Here is a 19,041-nt window from a genome sequence, read left to right as displayed (position 1 = left end):
CGGGGTGAGGGGGTGGGTCAGCCGGTGATGTTGGCGACGTCGGCGAGGGCCTTCTGCCAGGCGGTGGCCGGGTCGGCCTTGCCCTGTTCGATCGAGGTGAGGGCGTTGCCGACGGCGGTGCCGATCTCCGCGCCGTGGGCGCCGAGCGGCTGCGGCTGCAGGTCCTTGGCGGACTGCGAGAAGATCTTGCCGGTGGGTGCGCCGTTGAACAGCGGGTCGGTGAATCCGGCGATGTCCGGCTGGCTCCAGAGCGCCTGGTCGGACGGGAAGTAGCCCTTGTTCTTGAACAGCCAGGACTCCTGCTCGGGGGCGGTGAGCCACGTGGCGAGCTCGACGGCGGCCTTGGTGTGCTTGCCGGACTTGGGCACCGTCAGGTACGAGCCGCCCCAGTTGCCGCCGCCGCCCGGGATCCGGGCGATGTCCCAGGTGCCGCCGTCGGTGGGCGGGTTGCCCTTGAACTCGTAGCTCATCCAGGCGGGACAGGCGACGGTGGCGAACTGGCTCTTCTGGAAGCCGGTGTCCCAGGCGGGGGTGAAGGCCTGGATGCCCGCCGACTGGCCGTCCTCGACCGCACCGGCGACCAGGTCGAAGGCCTGCTTGACGGCCGGGTTCTCCTGGACGACGGGCTTGCCGGAGGCGTCGTAGAAGCCGGTGGGGGACTGCGCGACGATCGCGCTGAACAGGTTGCCCGCGCTGTCGAACCACTTGGCGCCCTTGGTGGGGCTCTTGGCGAGGAACTGCTTGCCGGCGGCGGTGTAGGCGGGCCAGTCGGCGAGCAGCGCGGAGACCTGGTCGCGGTCGGTCGGCAGGCCGGCGGCCTTGAACAGGTCGCTGCGGTAGCACAGCGCCAGGCCGCCCATGTCGGTGCCGAGGCCGAACAGCGCCTTGCCGTCGGCGCTGGAGGCCGGGGCGGTCTTCGAGGGCACCCACTGGTCCTTGCTGACGCCGTACTGCAGGAAGTCGACGAACTTCGAGGCCTGCGGCTGGAATCCGGCGACCTGGCCGATCTCGACGGCCTCGATGTCGGCGGTGCCGGAGCCGGCCAGCAGGTGGGCGCGCAGGTTCTGGTGGTGGGCGCCGAGGTCGGCGCGGTTCTCCTTGATGGTGATGTCGGGGTGCAGCTGCTCGTACTGCTTGTAGAGGTCCGCGTAGCCGAATTCGGAGAACAGGTTCACGGTCAGCGTGATCTTGGCGTCGGCGGCGTCCTCGGCGGCCGGGCCGCTGCTGGAGCAGCCGCCGGCGAGCAGGGCGACGGCGAGGGCGGCGGAGACGGCGAGGGCCGCGGATCTCCGGCCGGGGCGGGCGGTGGGCATGGCGGGGCTCCTTGCGGGGGATTCGGCGTGCTGCGGGAGGGCGATGGGAGAGCGCTCCACCGGTCAGGCGTGCGGGCGCCTGTCGGATCAGATGGGAGAGCGCTCTCCCGCCGGACGGAGCCTGGCCCCGAAACCACCCCGCCGTCAAGGGGCTGTGCCCAAAAGCTTTGCGCACCTGCCGATTTGAAAGCACGATCGCCGGAGGCCGGGCTGCTGCACGGGGCTTGACATGACGGAAACATCGCGGCAACCATTCCCATGACTGCGAGAGCGCTCTCCCAGGAATCGGCCGACGCGTGCCGTCCTCCCCCCACCCGTCTCGTCAGGAGAGTTCCCCATGCTCGCTCCACCCGCCCGCGCGGCGGCCCCCACCGCGCACTCCGCACCGCCCTGGCGCGCCCTGGCCGGGCTCGTCGCCGGCGCCCTGGTCGCCGGACTGCTGCTGTTCCTGCCTGCCGGGCGGGCCCAGGCGGCGGCCTCGCTGCTCTCCCAGGGCCGCCCGGTCACCGCCTCCAGCGAGGAGAACCACGGCACCGCGGCCGCCAACGCGGTGGACGGCGACACCGGCACCCGCTGGTCCTCCGCCGACACCGATCCGCAGTGGATCCAGGTCGACCTGGGCGCCGTCGCCACCGTCAGCCAGGTCGTCCTCAGCTGGGAGGCCGCGTACGGCAAGGCGTACCGGATCCAGCTCTCCGCGGACGGCACCAGCTGGACGGACGCCTACTCCACCACCACCGGCGCGGGCGGCACGGAGACGCTGAACGTCTCCGGCACCGGCCGCTACGTGCGGATGTACGGCACCCAGCGCGGCACCGGATACGGCTACTCGCTCTGGGAGTTCCAGGTCTTCGGCACCCTCGGCGGCGGCACCCCCACCGGCAGCTGCGGCACCGCGAACGCCGCCCAGGGCCGCCCGGTCACCGCCTCCGGCGAGGAGAACTACGGCACCGCGGCCGCGAACGCGGTGGACGGCAACACCGGCACCCGCTGGTCCTCGGCCAACACCGACCCGCAGTGGATCCAGGTCGACCTCGGCTCGGCGCAGAGCGTCTGCCAGGTCGTCCTCAGCTGGGAGGCCGCGTACGGCAAGGCGTACCGGATCCAGCTCTCCGCGGACGGCACCAGCTGGACGGACGCCTACTCCACCACCACCGGCGCGGGCGGCACGGAGACGCTGAACGTCTCCGGCACCGGCCGCTACGTGCGGATGTACGGCACCCAGCGCGGCACCGGATACGGCTACTCCCTCTGGGAGTTCCAGGTCCGCACCGGCGGCGGCAGCACCCCGCCGACCGAGCCGCCCACCACCCCGCCGACCACGCCGCCCGGCAACTGGACCACCGTCTTCAACGAGGACTTCAACGGCGGCGCCGGCACCGCGCCCAACGGCAACGACTGGATCACCGACACCGGCACCGCGTACCCCGGCGGCCCGGCCAACTGGGGCACCGGCGAGGTGCAGACGGCCACCGGCGCCCCGGCCAACGTGGGCCTCAACGGCAGCGGTGCGCTCAACCTGACCGCCCTGAAGAACGGTTCGGCCTGGACGTCCGGCCGGGTCGAGTCCAAGCGCACCGACTTCGCCGCCCCGGCCGGCGGCCAGCTGCAGATCTCCGCCACCGTCAAGCAGCCGGACGTGGCCAACGGCCTCGGCTACTGGCCGTCGTTCCGGGCGATGGGCGCCGCCAACCGCGGCAACTCCACCGTCTGGCCCGGCGCGGGCGAGAGCGACATCCTGGAGAATGTCAACGGCCGCAGTCAGCTCTCCACCACCCTGCACTGCGGCACCGCCCCGGGCGGCAACTGCAACGAGTACAACGGCATGACCAGCGGCCTGGCCTCCTGCACCGGCTGCCAGACCGGCTACCACACCTACTCCCAGATCATCGACCGCACCACCTCGGACGAGCAGATCCGCTGGTACCTCGACGGCCGCCAGGTCTGGCAGGTCAACGAGTCGCAGGTCGGCGTCGCCACCTGGGACGCGGCCGTGCACCACGGCTTCTACCTGGTGTTCAACCTCGGCATCGGCGGCGGCTTCCCCGACGCGGTCTGCAACTGCACCACCCCGACCGACGCCACCACCTCCGGCGGAACCCTGAGCATCGACAAGGTCACCGTCCAGGTCGCCACCGGCACCGCCCCGGCCCCGCTCACCGACCCGGCCGTGCCCACCGCGCCGTCCACCGTCAAGGTGACCGGCTCGCAGGGCAACTGGCAGCTGCAGGTGGACGGCCGGCCGTACCAGCTCAAGGGCATCACCTGGGGCCCGGCCAACTCCACCGCCGAGGCGCACATCCGCGAGCTCAAGGCGATGGGCGTCAACACCCTGCGCACCTGGGGCACCGACGCCGGCAGCAAGCCGCTGCTCGACACCGCCGCCGCGCACGGCCTCAAGGTGGTCAACGGCTTCTGGCTGAACCAGGGCGCCGACTACGTCAACGACACCGCCTACATGGACTCCACGCTCGACCAGATCAAGCAGTGGGTGACCACCTACCGGAACCACCCCGGCGTGCTGCTCTGGGACGTCGGCAACGAGGTCATCCTCACCACCCAGGACCACGCCTACAACGGCACCACCGTCGAGCAGCAGCGCGTCGCCTACGCCAAGTACGTCGAGCGGGTCACCCAGGCGATCCACGCCATCGACCCCGACCACCCGGTGACCTCCACCGACGCGTACACCGCCGCGTGGAAGTACTACAAGGACTACTCGCCCAGCCTCGACCTGCTCGCGGTGAACTCCTACGGCGCGGTCTGCAACGTCAAGAACGACTGGATCAGCGGCGGTTACACCAAGCCGTACATCATCACCGAGTCCGGCGAGGACGGCGAGTGGGAGGTGCCGAACGACGCCAACGGCGTGCCGCTGGAGCCCACCGACGTCGAGAAGCGCGACGCCTACCTCTCCAACTGGGGCTGCATCACCGGCCACACCGGTGTGTCGCTCGGTGCGACGGTCTTCCACTACGGCACCGAGAACGACTTCGGCGGAGTCTGGTACAACACCGTGCCCGCCGGCTGGCGGCGGCTCGCCTTCCACTCGGTCGCCAAGAACTACGGCGGGAACGCCGGCGGCAACACCCCGCCGGTCATCTCGGACCTGTCGCTGAGCAACACCGCGACCGTCCCGGCCGGCGGCACCTTCGACATCACCGCCGCCACGACCGACCCCGACGGCGACCTGATCCGCTACAACCTCTACTACTGCGCCAAGTACGCGGGCGGCGGGACCGGCTTCAGCCAGGTCGCCTTCACCCAGACCGGCGACGGCCGCTTCACCGCGGTCGCCCCGAAGAGCCTCGGCGTCTACAAGGTCTACGTCTACGCCTACGACGGCCACGGCAACGTCGGCATCGAGACCAAGTCCTTCCGGGTGGTCGCGTCCACCCCGAGCGGCACGAACATCGCGCTCGGCCGGCCCGCCACCGCCTCCACCTTCCAGGCCCAGGGCAACGGCGCGCCGTACCCGGCGTCCAACGCCACCGACGGCAACTGGAACACCCGCTGGGCCAGCGAGTGGGCCGACCCGCAGTGGATCCAGGTCGACCTGGGCGCGGTGAAGTCCTTCAAGCACGTCCAGCTGGGCTGGGAGGGCGCCTACGGCAAGGCCTTCCAGATCCAGACCTCGACCGACGGCGCCAACTGGACGACCGCCTGGTCGACGACGAGCGGCACCGGCGGCGTCGACGACGTCGACGTGAACGGCAGCGGCCGCTACGTGCGGGTGAACATCACCCAGCGCGGCACCGCCTACGGCGACTCGCTGTACGAGTTCGGCGTCTACGCCTGACCCGGAGCCGCGGCCCGGGCTCCCGGGCCGGGGCTCCGCGACCCGGACACCCGTCCGGTCCCAGACTCCCGGGACGCGCCACGCCCCACCGGGCGCGTCCCGGGGCAACCCCCACCCATCCGTTCGAATGGAGGTCCGATGCGACCCCGTTTCCTGTCCCGGGGCAGGCCGCGCCGGACGGCGCTCGCCGTCGCGTTCGCCGCGGTGCTCGCCCTCGCGGGCATCGGCGGCACCGCCCGCCAGGCCGTCGCCGCCGACGGACTGATCTCGCAGTCCAAGCCGGTCACCGCCTCGTCCATCGAGAGCCTGAACTTCCCGGCCGGAGCCGTCGTCGACGGCGACCCGACCAGCCGGTGGGCCTCGAACTGGAGCGACCCGCAGTGGATCCAGATCGACCTCGGCGGTCCGGCGACGGTCAGCAAGGTCGAACTCAGCTGGGAGGCGGCGTACGCCACCGCCTACCAGCTGCAGACCTCGTCCGACGCCGCCACCTGGTCGACGATCTACTCGACCACCACCTCGGCCGGCGGCGTGCAGTCGCTGAACGTCAACGGCACCGGCCGGTACGTCCGGCTCAACGCCACCCAGCGGGCCACCCAGTACGGCTACTCGCTGTACGAGTTCAAGGTGTACGGCACCGTCACCACCCCGCAGACCGGCTACGTCCTCGCGAACCCGCAGGTGACCGGGGTGACGCCGTCCACGGCCAACCCGCCGCACACCTACTTCCACGAGTTCCAGGCGAACTGCTCGCCGACGCACAACCTGCCGGACGACCCGATCGTCTTCCCCGGGCTGGCCGGCGCCTCGCACATGCACACCTTCATGGGCAACACCACCACCACGGCGACCTCCACCCCGGCCTCGCTGGCGGCGGGCGGCACCACCTGCCTCGCCCCCGGTGACAAGTCCGCCTACTGGATGCCGACCATGTACAACGGCGCCACGGAGGTCAACCCGGTCGGCCTGCAGACCGTCTACTACAAGACGGGGGTGACCGACTACACCTCGGTGCGGCCGTTCCCGCCGGGTCTGCGGTTCGTCGTGGGCAGCCCGTCCGCGACCCGGACGGAGTTCGCCACCAACCCGGGCTACGTGGCCGGCTGGGAGTGCGGCGACAGCTACCACAACACCGACCTGCCGACCTCCTGCCCCGGCGGCGGCGCGGTCAACCTGCGCTACCAGGCCCCCAGTTGCTGGAACGGCCTGTACCTGGACACCCCCGACCACAAGAGCCACATGGCCTACCCGGTCAACGGTGTCTGCCCCTCCACCCACCCGGTGGCGCTCCCGATGATCGAGTTCAAGATGGCGTGGCCGGTGCCCTCCGGCGACCTCTCGCAGCTGCGGCTGGCGAGCGGCCGGGGGTACTCCTTCCACTACGACTTCTTCAACGCGTGGGACGCGCCCACCCTGGCGGCGCTGGTGAACCACTGCATCATCGGTGGCCTCCAGTGCAACGCCCGCGGCTACGACGAGACCCAGCCCGGGCGCGGTGCGGCGCTGAACGAGCAGTACCTGCTGCCCTGACGCCCGTCGGCCGACCGTCGCCCCCGTCCTCCCCGCTCCTCCGGGGAGGGCGGGGGCGCACGGCGTGCGGCGGGCCCGGTCAGGGTCGGGCAACCGCGCTGGTGAAGGCCCGGGAACAGCCGGATAGAGCGCTCTCCCACGTGCTATAAAAGGCTCATGAGCGAAGCCCTCCGCCCGGCCGCCCAGCGCTCCGCGACCCTGGAGGACGTGGCCCGGGTCGCCGGCGTCTCCCGCGCGACCGTCTCCCGCGTGATCAACGGCATCCGCAACGTCGACCCGGCCATCCAGGAGAGCGTCCGCCGGGCCGTCGCCTCCACCGGGTACGTGCCCAACGGCGCCGCCCGCTCACTGGTCACCCGCCGGGCCGGCGCCCTCGCCCTGGTCGTCTCCGGCAGCGGCACCGACGGGCGGGGCGAGGAGGCCGGCCGGACGCAGGTCTTCACCGACCCCTTCTTCGGCCGGGTGGTCAGCGGCGTCTTCACCGGCCTGCGCCCGCACGGCGTCCACCCGGTGCTGATGCTCGCGGACGCCCCGGAGGCCCGCGAGCAGGCGCTCTCCTACCTCAAGCAGGGCAACGCCGACGGCGCCATGGTGGTCTCCACGCACGCCGACGACCCGATGCCCGGCCTGCTGCTGGCCGCCGGCGTGCCCACCGTGCTCTTCGGCCGCCCGGCCGCCCCCTTGCCGGTCAGCTGCGTCGACCTGGCCAACCGGGACGGCGCCCGGCTCGCCGCCGACCACCTGCACGCCCGCGGCCGCCGGCGGGTGGTGACCATCGCCGGGCCGCCCGCGGTGCGCGCCGCCCGCGACCGGCTGGAGGGCTTCCACGAGGCGATGGCCCGCCACGGCATGCCGTACCTGCCGCACGCCGAGGCGGACTTCACCCAGGCCGGCGGTGAGCGGGCGATGGCCCGGCTGCTCGTCGAACACCCGGACCTCGACGGGGTGTTCGCCGCCAACGACCTGATGGCGCAGGGGGCCGTCGCGGTGCTGCGCGACCACGGCCTGCGGGTGCCGGAAGACGTCGCGGTGGTCGGCTTCGACGACAGCAGTGCGGCCACCGCCGGCCGGCCGCCGCTCACCACCGTCCGGCAGCCGGTGGAGGAGATGGCGGCCGAGATGGCCCGCATCCTGCTGGACGTGCTGGCCCGCCCCGGCCGCGGCGCCACCTCGGTGATCTTCGAGCCGGAGCTGGTCGTCCGCCGGTCCTCCTGACCTGCTGTCAGGCTCATGCGGAATCAAGTCCTCCACCTGTGTGTGCGAGTTATGGGGATCGCGCGGATGGATGTGCGGATCTTGTCGTAGAGTTGGCGCGTACAGTTCGATGACCGGGGGGATTGTCGTGCGCCGTGCCGCGCCTGCTGCTGCGCTCGTGCTGGGCCTGGCCTGCCTGACGTCCTGCGGCAGCCACCCCGGCCCGGCCGCCGACCGTGCCACTGCCACCACCGCCGCCGCCGCGCCCGCAGGTTCGGGCTCCGCCGCGTCCGGCGCGCCGTCCGACCCGGCCGCCCCCTCCGACTCCGCCGCGGCCGGCGGCGCCCCGGCGGCCGCCGCGGGCGGCACCATCACCGTCGCCTTCGCCGGCGACGTCCACTTCGAGGGCCGGACGGCGTCCCGCCTCGTCGGTGGCCCCGACACCGCACTCGGCCCGATCTCCCGCACGCTCGCCGCCGCCGACCTCGCGGTGCTCAACCTGGAGACGGCGATCACCGGCCGCGGCGCGCCCGAGCCGAAGACCTACACCTTCCGCACCAGCCCCAAGGCGCTGCAGACGCTGCACGACGCGGGCGTGGACGTGGTCTCGCTGGCCAACAACCACGCCGTGGACTTCGGCGCCGCCGGCCTCGCCGACACGCTCGCCGCCAAGGCCTCCTCACCGATCCCGGTCGTCGGCTTCGGCCGCAACGCCGAGGAGGCGTACGCCCCGTACGTGACGACGGTCAAGGGCGTGAAGGTCGCGGTGCTCGCCGCCAGCCAGGTCCAGGACCTCACCAACCAGAAGTGGCGGGCCGGTTCCTCCAAGCCCGGGATCGCCTCCGCCCTCGACCCGGCCGCGCTCCTGCGGGCCGTCACCGAGGCCAGGCGCCAGGCCCCGGTCGTGCTGGTCTACCTGCACTGGGGCGAGGAGGGCCACACCTGCCCGACCGGCGCCCAGACCGACCTCGCCCGCAAGCTCTCCGCGGCGGGCGCCACCGCGGTGGTCGGCACCCACGCGCACACCATGCTGGGCTCCGGCATGCTCGGCGACACCTACGTGGCGTACGGCTTCGGCAACTTCCTCTGGTACGGCACCTCGAACTACACCGACTCCGACGAGACCGGTGTCACCACGCTGACCCTGAGCGGGGACGGCCGCACCGTCGGCGAGCGGTTCACCCCCGCGCACATCGACAAGCGCGGCGTCCCGGTGCCGCAGTCCGGTGCCGCCGCGACCGCCGCCCAGCACCGCCGCGACCGGCTGCGCACCTGCACCGGCCTCGCCCCGGCGCCCGCGGCCCGCGACTGAACCGCGCCCCCCGCTCCGGCCGAGGCCGGACCCACGATCGGCCGCGCCCACGCACCGGCGCGGCCGCGGACCCGCTGGGACACGGCGTGAGCAGCCCTGAACGCTCACGCCGCCCAGCGGCCCGCACCCTCGGGGCCGGTTTTCACGGGGCCCGGGGTGCGGGGGCGGGAGAGCCCCATCCGCACCCGCCCCGAGCCGACCTCCGAGCGCTTCGGCATCAACTCCGGGGCCCGGCCGCGGTCAGCGCTTCCCCGTGGGGGGCCTGGGCGTAGGCCCGTTCGTGCCACCAGGAGGCGTCGACCTCGACCTCCTCCCACTCCGCGGTGCGGCGCAGGATGTGGGCGGTGATCCGCTCCGGCAGCCGGACGGCGTGCTCCCGCACGTAGTGGGCGAGGCCGGAGGGCCAGAGGTACTCGCCGTCGGTGAACTCGGCCGAGCCGTTGACCTCGCCGCAGATGCGGCATCTCGAGACGCCGAGGAACTGGCGGGCGACGTGGCCGTGTTCCAGGTAGTCGGCGACCTCGGAGCGTTCCCACATCTCCCACTCCGGGTCCACCAGGGCCGCGGGGTCGGGCAGGTCCGGGCTCTCGGGGGAGCACCAGTATCCGAACAGCGTCAGCCTCACGGCGCGCCCCTCCCTCCCGGGCGCCGGCCACGCTCCTGACGCCCGCTCACATTCGGCGATGTGATCCGAAGCCTGCGGCAGGTGCCGGGTGCACGTCAACGGCTGGGCGTCAGGAGCCGCGCAGGCGCTCGATCTCCCGGCGGTCGCGCTTGGTCGGGCGGCCGGTGCCGCGGTCCCGCAGCGCCGTCGGCGCGGCGAACTCGCGCGGCGGCGGGGGAGGGGAGTGGTCGACGTAGCACTGCGCTGCGATCTCGGCGCCGACCCGCTTGCGGATCGGCCTGGAGACCACGACGACCCGCTCGCGGCCGTCGTACCGCAGCCGGACCTCGTCCCCCGGCTTCACGGTCTGCGCGGGCTTGGCCCGCTCCTCGTTCACCCGCACGTGCCCGGCCCGGCAGGCCGCCGAGGCCATCGAGCGCGTCTTCAGCAGCCGGACCGACCAGATCCAGCTGTCCACCCGTACCGGGCCCTCGTCCTCCGCCATGCCACGAGCCTAGTGCCGCCCCGCCCCGCACCGAAACGCCGGCGCCGCGGACGGCCCTCCCGCCGCCCTCCGTTGCACAACGTGCCCGGTCAGGCACGGCGGGTTAGCCTGACGGGAGGACCGCCGCACCGGCGGCCCAACCGCCGAAAGGACGCCCCGGTGTTCGTGCCCGACGAGAGAGAGCCCCTGTCCGACAGCTGCGCCCGCCCCGCCGACCTGCGGCATCCGGTCGGCACCCGGGACGCGTTCCTGATCGGCGAACCGTCGGACGGCGCCGGCCACCCGCACCACCGGGACGCACCCCGTCTGGTCGTCGAGTGGGACGGCCGCGCCTGGCAGCCCGTGGCGATCGCCGACAGCTGGGCCGCCGCCCACCAGATGATCGTCGGCGACGGCCGGCCCCCCGTCTTCCCGCAGGTCTCGGGCGGGCTGCCGGTGTTCCGGCCCGGTCCGAGCGGCCGCCGTGCGGACTGAGCCGCCCGGCCGCTACGCACAACGGGTGGTCGTCGGGGCCTGCAACGGCCCCGCCGTACGTGCCCGTACCGCACAGAGGTGAGCATGTCCGCTATGAGCCCTGACCGCGCACCGGGCCCGGCCCGGACCCCGTACGAGATCGCCAACGCCGTGGGCGAGGAGGTCCGCGTCCTCAACCACCGGACGGCCCCGGGGGTCGGAGCCTTCCCCGACCCCGCCAGCGTGCACGACGTGGTGACGGCGCTGCACGCGATCCTGTTCCACCTGCCGCAGGCGCTGGCGCAGGCCGCCGCCGGGCTCGCCGCGATCCCGGCGGGGCAGATCAAGGTGGCGCTGCCGGACGGCGAGGGGGACACCCCGGCAGCCCGGCAGGCCCGGGTCTCCGAGGAGCTGGAGCGGGCCGCCGAGACGCTGGAGATCGCCCGGGCGCACGTGGCGGCCGCCTCGGCCTTCACCAGCGGCCTGGACCGCACCGTCCCGATCGTGGACGACGACCCGCTGGACGACCTGGTCGCCGCCTTCCACGACTGATCCCGCCCGTCCGGTACGGGGCGGCGCCGCTCGGTCCTCCGGCAGCGCCGCTCAGTCCTCCGGCAGCGCAGCCACGTACACCCAGGCGCCGTCCAGCCGGACGAAGGTGCTGTGCTCCTCCATGGCCCCCGGCTCGCCGCCGTCCGTGAAGTGCGCCCGGAACCGCACCGTCCCGGTGGTGTGGAACGGCCCGCCCTCGGTCGTCGCCAGCACCTCCAGCCCCGTCCACCGCAGCCCCGGGTCGAAGCCGATCCGGGGCGGCCTGGTGTCCGGGTGCCAGCTGCGCAGCAGGTAGGGCCCGTCCTGGACGGCGAAGGCGCTGTAGCGCGAGCGCATCAGCTGCTCCGCGGTGCCCGCCGCCGCCTCGCCGCGGTGCAGCCGCCCGCAGCAGCCGCCGTAGGGCCCGCCCAGGCCGCACGGGCAGGGGTCGACGGGGGAGAATCGGGGGTGGCGGCGGCGCTTCGACATGCGTCCCATTCTGCCGGTCGCGCCGCCCGCCCCCGGAACTCGGGGCCGGGTGCTGCAACTGCCCGGCCGCGGTCCACGTCTCTTCGGGTGAGGGATCCAGGCGCGGCCCGAGGAGGCGCATCATGCGACGGTGGATCACGATCCCGATGGCACTCGTTCTCGCCGGCGCCGGTGCCGTGGTGGTACCGGCCGCGGCATCCGCGACGACACCCACGGCGACGGTGACGACCTGCCCGACCGGCTGGGGCAGCCTGCCGAAGGCCGCGAACCCCGCCACCGGGCAGCACCCGCTGACCAACATCCGCACCGGCCAGCATCCGTGCTGGGACCGCATGGTGCTCGACATCCCCGGCACGACGCCGGCCGGCCACGTCGGCTACCGCGTCCAGTACGTGCCGTCGCTGATCCAGGACGGCTCGGGCCGGACGATCCCGGTGAACGGCGGCGCGATCCTGGAGATCGTGGTCGTGGCGCCGTCCTACGACCCGTCGACCGGTGCACCGGTGTACCCGGCGAAGGCCGGCCAGTCGCTGCCCGGCGTCGACCTCACCGGCTACCGCACCTTCAAGGACGCCAAGTTCGGCGGCAGCTTCGAGGGCCAGAGCCAGGTCGGCCTCGGCGTGCGGGCCCGACTGCCCTTCCGGGTCTTCCAGTTGGACAACCGGCTGGTGATCGACGTGGCGCACAGCTGGAACGCCACCTTCTGAGCCGTACGGGCACGGCACGGATGAACACAGGGCTCCCCGGCCGGGTGCGGACCCGGCCGGGGAGCGTTCGTGCGGTCGATGCCTACGGGAAGGCGACCAGGTTCGCCACGTTGGACGAGGAGTTGGACGGACCCCCGGTCGAGTCGATCACGTGGTTGATGGTGCCGGTGCCGCCCAGCGACACGGTCACCATGTCGTGGAAGCGCACCCCGGAGCGGTTCGGCGCCTCGAAGGCGTGCTCGGCCACCACGGAGGGGTTGGCGTTGAAGTAGCAGTAGCTGCCCAGCCCCCACGCCTCGTGGCCGGTCACCGAGTCGGCGACCTTGTACGCCGCGTAACCGCGGGTCGAACCGTTCGTCCAGGCCGACTGGTTCGGCGGGTCGTACGGCATCTCGTTCTGGAAGAAGTACGTCCGGCCGCCGTTGCCGTTCCAGACCACCTGGGTCTGCTGGTAGTGCTCCACGAACAGGCCGTACATGGTGACGTTCGCGCCGTTGACGGTCAGGCCGTTGGCGGCGGTGTTGCTCGTCCAGCCGACGCCGCTGCCGTGGTCGGCGCGCCAGATCCACATGTGGTCGCCGATGACGTTGTTGCTGTTCACCACCAGCGACTGGGTGGCCCGGCCGACGCCCGCGCCGCCGACCCGGAAGAACACGTCGTGCAGCGAGGTCGGGTTCGCGGAGTGGTCGGCGCCGGACCCGGCCGGGCCGACCTGCATCAGCACCGCCGAGTCGGTGGTGCCGGCGTCGATCAGCAGGCCGGCCACCTTCACCCCGTCCACGTCGGCGACGGTCATCGCGGCGACGCCGTTGTCCGGGACGAGGGTGGCCAGGCCCAGGCCCAGCACCACGGTGTCCGCCCGGGTCACGTCGATCGCCCGGTCGAGGTGGTACACGCCCGGCGTGAACAGCAGGTTCTTGCCCTGGCCGAGCGCGCCGTTGATGTCGGCGGCCGTCGCCCCCGGCTTGACGATGTAGAACTGGTCGATCGGCAGCGAGCCGCCCTGCTGCGCCCCGCCGGCCCAGGTGGTGCCGCTGCTGTTGCTGCGCAGCGCCGGGACGAACACCTTGTAGGCGCCGGCCGCGTCCACGTAGAGGAAGGGCTTCTCGCGGACCACCGGGGTCTGGCCGACGGTGGTGTAGGGCGGGTTGGGGAAGGAGTTCGCCGGGGCGTTGACGTCGCCGACGAAGACCATGTTCCAGTTGGAGCCCGTCCAGCTGCCCCACTGGGCGTTCCGGGAGAGCCACTGCTGCTGGGAGCCGGAGCGCACCTGCCCGTCGATCTTCGAGTCGGCGATGAAGCCGCCGCTCGACCAGCCGCCGTCGTCCAGCTGCAGGTTGCCGCGGACGTGCATCCGGCGGTACGGCGCGGCCTGCGAGATCGCCCAGCGGTCGGTGCCGCCGGTCGGGTTGACCGACAGGTTCTCGGCGGAGCGCCAGAAGTTCTGGGTGGCGTTGCCCTGGAACCAGTCCGCCTCGGCGTGCACGGCGCCGTTGATCGTGACGTCGTCGGGGGAGAGGCCGAGTCCGGCGACCTGGGTGTAGAAGCCGACGTTGGCGTCCACGCCGTAGCTGCCGGGCTTGAACAGCAGGGCCTGGCGCTGTGCGCCGAACTGGTTGGACTCCTGCTGCGAGAAGACCGAGTTCAGCTTCGCCTGGATCGTCGAGGCGGGCATCGACGGGTCGAAGACCGCCACGTTGGGCCCGAAGTCCGGCGTGCCGGGCGGGTTCTGGCTGCCGCTGCCGAAGGAGAAGGACTGCGCGGCGGTGCCGTTGCAGGTCCACTGCTGGAGCTGGACGGCGTCCGCGGTGGAGGCGCTCGGCACGTCCAGGCACTTGCCGCTGTTGCGGTTGACGAAGTGGTAGCCGCCGCCGGCCTCGGCGACCGGCTGCCACTGCTGGTTGGGGCCGCCGCCGTACGCCCAGAGCTGGATCTTCGCACCGTCCGCGGTGGAGACGTCGGTGACGTCGAGGACCTTGCTGGTGTCGTTCCGGGCGTTGATCCGGACGTAGCCGCCGCCGGCGTCCTGGAACTGCCACTGCTGGGCGCCGGTGCCGTTGCAGGCGTACTGCTGCACGGCGGTGCCGTTGGCGGTCGCGGCGGCCGCGGCGTCCACGCACTTGCCGCTGTGCCGGGCGACGAGGACGGTGGCGCCGGTGGGCAGGCCGGCGGCCTGTGCGGCCTGGCCCTGGACGAGCATCACCGCGGTGGACGCCGAGGCGATCAGGCCGACGGCGGTGACCAGCGGCAGGGCCCGGCGCCGGGCGTGCGCCCGCCGGTGCACGGGTGGGACTGGCATGGGGTTCGCTCCTGTTCGGTCGGGTCGCGGCATCAGGCCGGCAGGGTCCACTGCTGGTTGGCACCGGCGAAGCAGTCCCAGATCTGCAGCCGGGTGCCGTTGGCGGAGCTGGGCCCGGTGGCGTCCAGGCAGCGGCCGGAGGCGGGGTTCACCAGGGTCTTGTCGGCGCGGGCCTGCCACTGCTGGGCGCCGGTGCCGTTGCAGTCGTAGAGCTGCACCTGGGAGCCGTTCGCGGTGCCGGCGGCGGTGACGTCCATGCACTTGCCGAGCGCGCGGACGGTGCCGTCGGTGCCGACCGTCCAGGTCTGCGCGGCCGTGCCGTTGCAGTCGTACAGCTGGACCGCGGTGCCGTTGGCGCTGTTCGCGGCGGCCACGTCCACGCACGTGCCGCCGTAGCCGGTGATCCGGCCGGTGCGGCCGGTGGGCGGCGGGGTGGTGCCGCCGGTCAGCGCGTCGAAGGTCCTGGTGAACTGGTACGCGGACTGCGGGGTGCCGCTGCACGAGTCGGAGAGCGTGCCGTTGGCGGCGCAGGCCTTGTCGCGGCCGATCGCCCAGAAGGCGAGCTGCTGGATGCCGTGCGAGGCGGCGAAGGACTCCAGGGTCGAGGCGTTGCCGGTGGTGAAGACCTCGGCGGTGGTGTCGTTGACCCCGATCATCGGGGTGTTGCCCTCCATCGCCCACAGCTGGTCGGAGGTCTTGCCCGTCCAGATCCGGCCGAGCTGGGTGTGCAGACCGTTCGCGGCGTTGATCGCGGCCTGCCCCATGTCCATGGCCGGGCCGTAGTCCATGGTCATGATGTTGACCATGTTGACGTCCAGGCCGCGGCTCTTGGCGTTGTTCAGCAGGCTGATCGAGTTGGACTCCAGGCCGGACGGGCTGACCGGCAGCGTGTAGTTGACGGCGAGCCGCTTGCCGGCCGCCGCGTACTGCTGCTGGAGGGCTGCCAGTGCCTGGTTGCGGCGGTCGTTGGCGGCGGTGTCGTTCAGTGCGGAGCCCTCGATGTCGAGGTCGATCCGGGTCAGGTTCAGGGTGTCGACGACCCGCTTGTACTGGGCCTGCAGCGCGGAGACGCTGGTGCAGGCCTGGCCCAGCTCGGTGCCGGCGGCGCCGCCGAACGAGGCGATCACGTCGCCGCCGGCCGAGCGGAGGCCGTTGATCGCGCTCTGCCAGGAGGCGTCGGCTATGTCGGTGTTGCCGTTGAAGGTGGCGGTGCAGCTCCCGTTGCCGATCACGAAGGCGAGCGTGAAGTACTTGAGGCCGGCGGCGTTGCGCACGTCGGTCATCACCGAGGGCGAGTTCCAGGTCTCCAGGTAGGGAGCGGCGAAGTGGGCCGGGAAGCCCGGGCCGGGGTTGGCCGCGGCGGCGGCCGGCGAGCCGCCGGCGATCAGCAGGGCGGCGGCCGTCGCGGGCAGCGCGACCGCGGTCGCCACGGTACGGGCAAGGGTGCGGATCAAGGCTGTCTCCTCCTGCCCGGGCACGGTGCACCGGGCGTGGTGGGGGTGAGGATCAGGGACCTTTGCGTTCACGAAGTGAACATGGTGCAGCCGGCGGCGACCCGGGCGGCAGGATCGACCGGCCGCCGGGCCGCAGGCTGCGGTGGTGCACGCGGATCTTCTTGCGATCCGTCAAAGTCCGGCCACAGCATCCGCCTGGCGATATGTCACCAGTTCGTCCCGGGTGCGGCGGACGACACAGAGGTCCCGACGAATTGGTCTGGACCCTTTTTCAGAACGTGAAGTTAGGCCCGTTGAACCAGCCGCGTCAACCCCCGTGCGTACAGGACCCGAAGGCAGAACCTCCGGTCACCCTCCGTGTCCCGGGGCGCCGACACCCGGGGACCGGTGGAGTATGAGGGAGGGAGGAGACCACCGGACGGGGTGAGACGAGATGGAAGACCGCCGCTTCCCGTTCCTCGACGGCGTCGCCGGAGCGCTCGTCGACGGCAGCGGCACGATCGTCGGCTGCACCAGCGCCGCCGAGGATCTCCTCGCCCTGCCCGCCCGCGCCCTGGTCGGCCGCGCCCTGCGCGACCTCCTCGCCGACCCGGACGCCTGGCGCGGCCCCGAGGAGTCCGGCCCCGGCGGCTGGGACGGCCGGGTCACCGTCCGCACCGGCGACGGCCGCCCGCTCAACCTGTACGTCCGCGTCCTCACCCTGCACGGCGACAACCCCAACGACCCCACCGCCACCCGGCAGGTCGTCCTCGGCGCCAAGTCCTCCACCGTCGCCCGATGGCGCCAGGACCAGGCCTTCACCCGCGAACTCTTCCTCCAGGACCGCTTCGGCCTCGCCGTCTTCGACACCGACCTGCAGATCGTCCGCACCAACACCCACCTGCTGCCCTACTCCGGCGTGCCGCCGACCCTCAGCGGCCTCAAGCTCGCCGACTTCCTCCAGCCCCAGGACGCCGTCGCCCTGGAGGCCCACCTGCGCGAGGTCCTGGAGACCGGCCGCCCGCTGGTTCTCGCCGAAGGCCTCGCCCGCACCGTCGTCGACCCCCGCAGCGGCCGGATGATGGCCATCTCCGCCTTCCGGCTGCAGGACTCCGACGGCGTCGTCATCGGCCTCACCGTGCTCTTCACCGACATCACCGAACAGCACCGCTCCCGGCAGCGCCTCGCCCTGCTGCACCGGGTGACCGCCGCGGCCGGCGGCTCGCTCTCCGTCACCGGCACCGCCGAGGGCCTCGCCAAGGCGATCGTCCCCGACTTCGCCGACGTCGCCGTGGTCGACATCGCCGCCGCCGTCTTCACCGGCGACGAACCCGTCCCCGACCCCACCGGACGCCTGGTGCTGCGCCGCACCGCCGTCGCCGGGCCGCCCGAGTCCGCGCCCGCCACCGGCGACACCGTGCACGTGAAGGCCGACGGCACCGCGGACCGCGCGAGCGCCGCCGAACCCGCCCACGACTGGGAGATCACCGCCCCGCTCGCCGCCCGCGGCATCCTGCTCGGCCAGGTCGCCGTCCGCCGCGACCGCTGGAAGGACCACTACGAGGACGGCGACCGGCTGCTGCTCGCCGAGATCGCCGCCCGCGCCGCCCTGGCCGTCGACAACGCCCGCCGCTACACCCGCGAGCACCGCGCCGCGGTCGGGCTCCAGCGCAGCCTGCTGCCGCCCGCCGTCCGCACCGTCGCCGCCGTCTCCACCGCCAGCGTCTACCTGCCCACCGACAGTGCCGGCGGCGTCGGCGGCGACTGGTTCGACGTCATCCCGCTCTCTTCCGCCCGGGTCGCGCTGGTCGTCGGCGACGTCGCCGGGCACGGACTGCAGGCCACCGCCACCATGGGCCGGCTGCGCACCGCCGTCCGCACCCTCGCCGACCTCGACCTCGAACCCGACGAACTGCTCGTCCACCTCGACGACCTGGTCTCCCAGCTGCTCTTCGAGGGCGACTTCACCGGCGAGGCCGAGGAGGGCGACACCGTCGAACCGGTGGACACCGCCCCCGCCGGGCGACGGCACCGCCCCGACCCCGGCTCCGTCGGCGCGACCTGCCTGTACGCCGTCTACGACCCGGTCACCCGGGCCTGCACCATCGCCAGTGCCGGCCACCCGCCGCCCGCCGTCGCCGGCCCCGACGGCACCGTCCACTTCCTGCCCGTCACCCCCGGCCCGCCGCTCGGCGTCGGGGGACTGCCCTTCGAAGCCACCGAGGCCGTCCTCGACGAGGGCAGCGTCCTCGCCCTCTACACCGACGGCCTGATCGAACGCGGCGAGGGCGACATCGACGAGGGCATGGCCGAGATCCAGCGGCGGCTGGCCGCCGTCGCCCGGCAGGACCGCCCGCTGCGGGAGGCCGCCCTGCAACTCGTCGCCGGACTGCCGCCCACCCGGCTGCGCGACGACGTCACCCTGCTGCTCGCCCGCACCCGCGCCGTCCCCGCCGGATCCACCGCCACCTGGACGGTCGACCCCGACCCCGCCGCGGTCGCCAAGGTCCGCGCCGACGCCACCGCCCGGCTCGCCGACTGGGGCCTGGACGACCTCGCCTTCACCACCGAACTCGTCCTCAGCGAACTGGTCACCAACGCCATCCGCTACGCCGGCGGGCCGGTCGGCGTCCGCCTGATCCGCGCCGACACCCTGACCTGCGAGGTCTCCGACGGCAGCAGCACCCAGCCCCGGATGCGCCGCGCCCGCCTCACCGACGAGGGCGGCCGCGGCCTCTACCTCGTCGCCCAGCTCACCGACCGCTGGGGCAGCCGCTACACCGCCGCCGGCAAGACCATCTGGACCGAACAGGAACTCCCGACCGACCCCTGACGACGGGTGCCCTCAGAACACGCCGCACAGCAGGCAGCG

Annotated in this window: 13 protein-coding genes and 2 pseudogenes; 9 read left to right on the top strand and 6 right to left on the bottom strand. The window is 73.0% G+C overall.

The window, feature by feature from the left end; genetic code table 11:
- Window positions 1-17: 17 nt before the first annotated feature.
- On the bottom strand, window positions 18-1,313 hold the full coding sequence (locus AB0O09_RS29860; protein ID WP_363546816.1) for an ABC transporter substrate-binding protein: 1,296 nt from the start codon (window positions 1,311-1,313) through the stop codon (window positions 18-20).
- 337 nt (window positions 1,314-1,650) lie between these two features.
- Between AB0O09_RS29860 and AB0O09_RS29855 the strand changes: the two genes are divergently transcribed.
- From AB0O09_RS29855 to AB0O09_RS29835, 5 genes and pseudogenes are all read left to right on the top strand, one after another.
- The gene (locus tag AB0O09_RS29855; protein WP_363546813.1) at window positions 1,651-5,112 is read left to right on the top strand and encodes a discoidin domain-containing protein; all 3,462 of its coding nucleotides are present in this window, start codon (window positions 1,651-1,653) and stop codon (window positions 5,110-5,112) included.
- Window positions 5,113-5,250: 138 nt separating this feature from the next.
- Window positions 5,251-5,721: pseudogene (locus AB0O09_RS29850) on the top strand (discoidin domain-containing protein); the annotation flags it as partial.
- A 48-nt stretch (window positions 5,722-5,769) separates the two neighbouring features.
- Window positions 5,770-6,642: pseudogene (locus tag AB0O09_RS29845) on the top strand (DUF1996 domain-containing protein); the annotation flags it as partial.
- Window positions 6,643-6,798: 156 nt separating this feature from the next.
- Window positions 6,799-7,857: a LacI family DNA-binding transcriptional regulator gene (locus tag AB0O09_RS29840; RefSeq protein ID WP_363546810.1), complete on the top strand. Its 1,059-nt coding sequence runs from the start codon at window positions 6,799-6,801 to the stop codon at window positions 7,855-7,857.
- Between the two features lie 109 nt (window positions 7,858-7,966).
- Complete coding sequence (locus AB0O09_RS29835) at window positions 7,967-9,148, top strand: CapA family protein (RefSeq protein ID WP_363546809.1); 1,182 nt, start codon at window positions 7,967-7,969, stop codon at window positions 9,146-9,148.
- 217 nt (window positions 9,149-9,365) lie between these two features.
- Here AB0O09_RS29835 and AB0O09_RS29830 read toward each other — a convergent pair whose 3' ends face one another.
- Window positions 9,366-9,773, bottom strand: a complete 408-nt coding sequence (locus AB0O09_RS29830) for a hypothetical protein (RefSeq protein ID WP_363546806.1) — start codon at window positions 9,771-9,773, stop codon at window positions 9,366-9,368.
- Window positions 9,774-9,882: 109 nt separating this feature from the next.
- Complete coding sequence (locus AB0O09_RS29825) at window positions 9,883-10,257, bottom strand: RNA-binding S4 domain-containing protein (RefSeq protein WP_344624081.1); 375 nt, start codon at window positions 10,255-10,257, stop codon at window positions 9,883-9,885.
- 165 nt (window positions 10,258-10,422) lie between these two features.
- Between AB0O09_RS29825 and AB0O09_RS29820 the strand changes: the two genes are divergently transcribed.
- Window positions 10,423-10,731, top strand: coding sequence for a DUF6087 family protein (locus AB0O09_RS29820; RefSeq protein ID WP_363546803.1), 309 nt, complete (start codon window positions 10,423-10,425; stop codon window positions 10,729-10,731).
- 93 nt (window positions 10,732-10,824) lie between these two features.
- A complete protein-coding gene (locus AB0O09_RS29815; protein ID WP_363546800.1) occupies window positions 10,825-11,262 on the top strand; it encodes a hypothetical protein in 438 nt (145 codons plus the stop codon).
- 51 nt (window positions 11,263-11,313) lie between these two features.
- Here AB0O09_RS29815 and AB0O09_RS29810 read toward each other — a convergent pair whose 3' ends face one another.
- Complete coding sequence (locus tag AB0O09_RS29810; protein WP_363546798.1) at window positions 11,314-11,739, bottom strand: YchJ family protein; 426 nt, start codon at window positions 11,737-11,739, stop codon at window positions 11,314-11,316.
- A gap of 113 nt (window positions 11,740-11,852) precedes the next feature.
- Between AB0O09_RS29810 and AB0O09_RS29805 the strand changes: the two genes are divergently transcribed.
- Window positions 11,853-12,437, top strand: coding sequence for a hypothetical protein (locus AB0O09_RS29805; RefSeq protein WP_363546795.1), 585 nt, complete (start codon window positions 11,853-11,855; stop codon window positions 12,435-12,437).
- An 82-nt stretch (window positions 12,438-12,519) separates the two neighbouring features.
- Here AB0O09_RS29805 and AB0O09_RS29800 read toward each other — a convergent pair whose 3' ends face one another.
- On the bottom strand, window positions 12,520-14,637 hold the full coding sequence (locus AB0O09_RS29800; RefSeq protein WP_363546869.1) for an RICIN domain-containing protein: 2,118 nt from the start codon (window positions 14,635-14,637) through the stop codon (window positions 12,520-12,522).
- A 131-nt stretch (window positions 14,638-14,768) separates the two neighbouring features.
- Window positions 14,769-16,190 (bottom strand): ricin-type beta-trefoil lectin domain protein, encoded by a 1,422-nt coding sequence (locus tag AB0O09_RS29795; protein ID WP_363546793.1) that lies wholly within the window; start codon window positions 16,188-16,190, stop codon window positions 14,769-14,771.
- Between the two features lie 433 nt (window positions 16,191-16,623).
- Here AB0O09_RS29795 and AB0O09_RS29790 point away from each other — a divergent pair, with 433 nt between their 5' ends.
- Complete coding sequence (locus tag AB0O09_RS29790) at window positions 16,624-19,002, top strand: SpoIIE family protein phosphatase (protein ID WP_363546789.1); 2,379 nt, start codon at window positions 16,624-16,626, stop codon at window positions 19,000-19,002.
- Window positions 19,003-19,041: the final 39 nt, after the last annotated feature.

Source organism: Kitasatospora sp. NPDC093679 (assembly GCF_040683455.1).
GTDB lineage: Bacteria > Actinomycetota > Actinomycetes > Streptomycetales > Streptomycetaceae > Kitasatospora > Kitasatospora arboriphila.
This window is presented reverse-complemented; position numbering and strand designations above follow the sequence as displayed.

Coding starts and splice junctions, on each gene's coding strand:
- AB0O09_RS29860 (WP_363546816.1), bottom strand. CDS start 1,313: ATGCCCACCGCCCGCCCCGGCCGGAGATCCGCGGCCCTCGCCGTCTCC.
- AB0O09_RS29855 (WP_363546813.1), top strand. CDS start 1,651: ATGCTCGCTCCACCCGCCCGCGCGGCGGCCCCCACCGCGCACTCCGCA.
- AB0O09_RS29840 (WP_363546810.1), top strand. CDS start 6,799: ATGAGCGAAGCCCTCCGCCCGGCCGCCCAGCGCTCCGCGACCCTGGAG.
- AB0O09_RS29835 (WP_363546809.1), top strand. CDS start 7,967: ATGACCGGGGGGATTGTCGTGCGCCGTGCCGCGCCTGCTGCTGCGCTC.
- AB0O09_RS29825 (WP_344624081.1), bottom strand. CDS start 10,257: ATGGCGGAGGACGAGGGCCCGGTACGGGTGGACAGCTGGATCTGGTCG.
- AB0O09_RS29815 (WP_363546800.1), top strand. CDS start 10,825: ATGAGCCCTGACCGCGCACCGGGCCCGGCCCGGACCCCGTACGAGATC.
- AB0O09_RS29810 (WP_363546798.1), bottom strand. CDS start 11,739: ATGGGACGCATGTCGAAGCGCCGCCGCCACCCCCGATTCTCCCCCGTC.
- AB0O09_RS29805 (WP_363546795.1), top strand. CDS start 11,853: ATGCGACGGTGGATCACGATCCCGATGGCACTCGTTCTCGCCGGCGCC.
- AB0O09_RS29800 (WP_363546869.1), bottom strand. CDS start 14,637: ATGCTCGTCCAGGGCCAGGCCGCACAGGCCGCCGGCCTGCCCACCGGC.
- AB0O09_RS29790 (WP_363546789.1), top strand. CDS start 16,624: ATGGAAGACCGCCGCTTCCCGTTCCTCGACGGCGTCGCCGGAGCGCTC.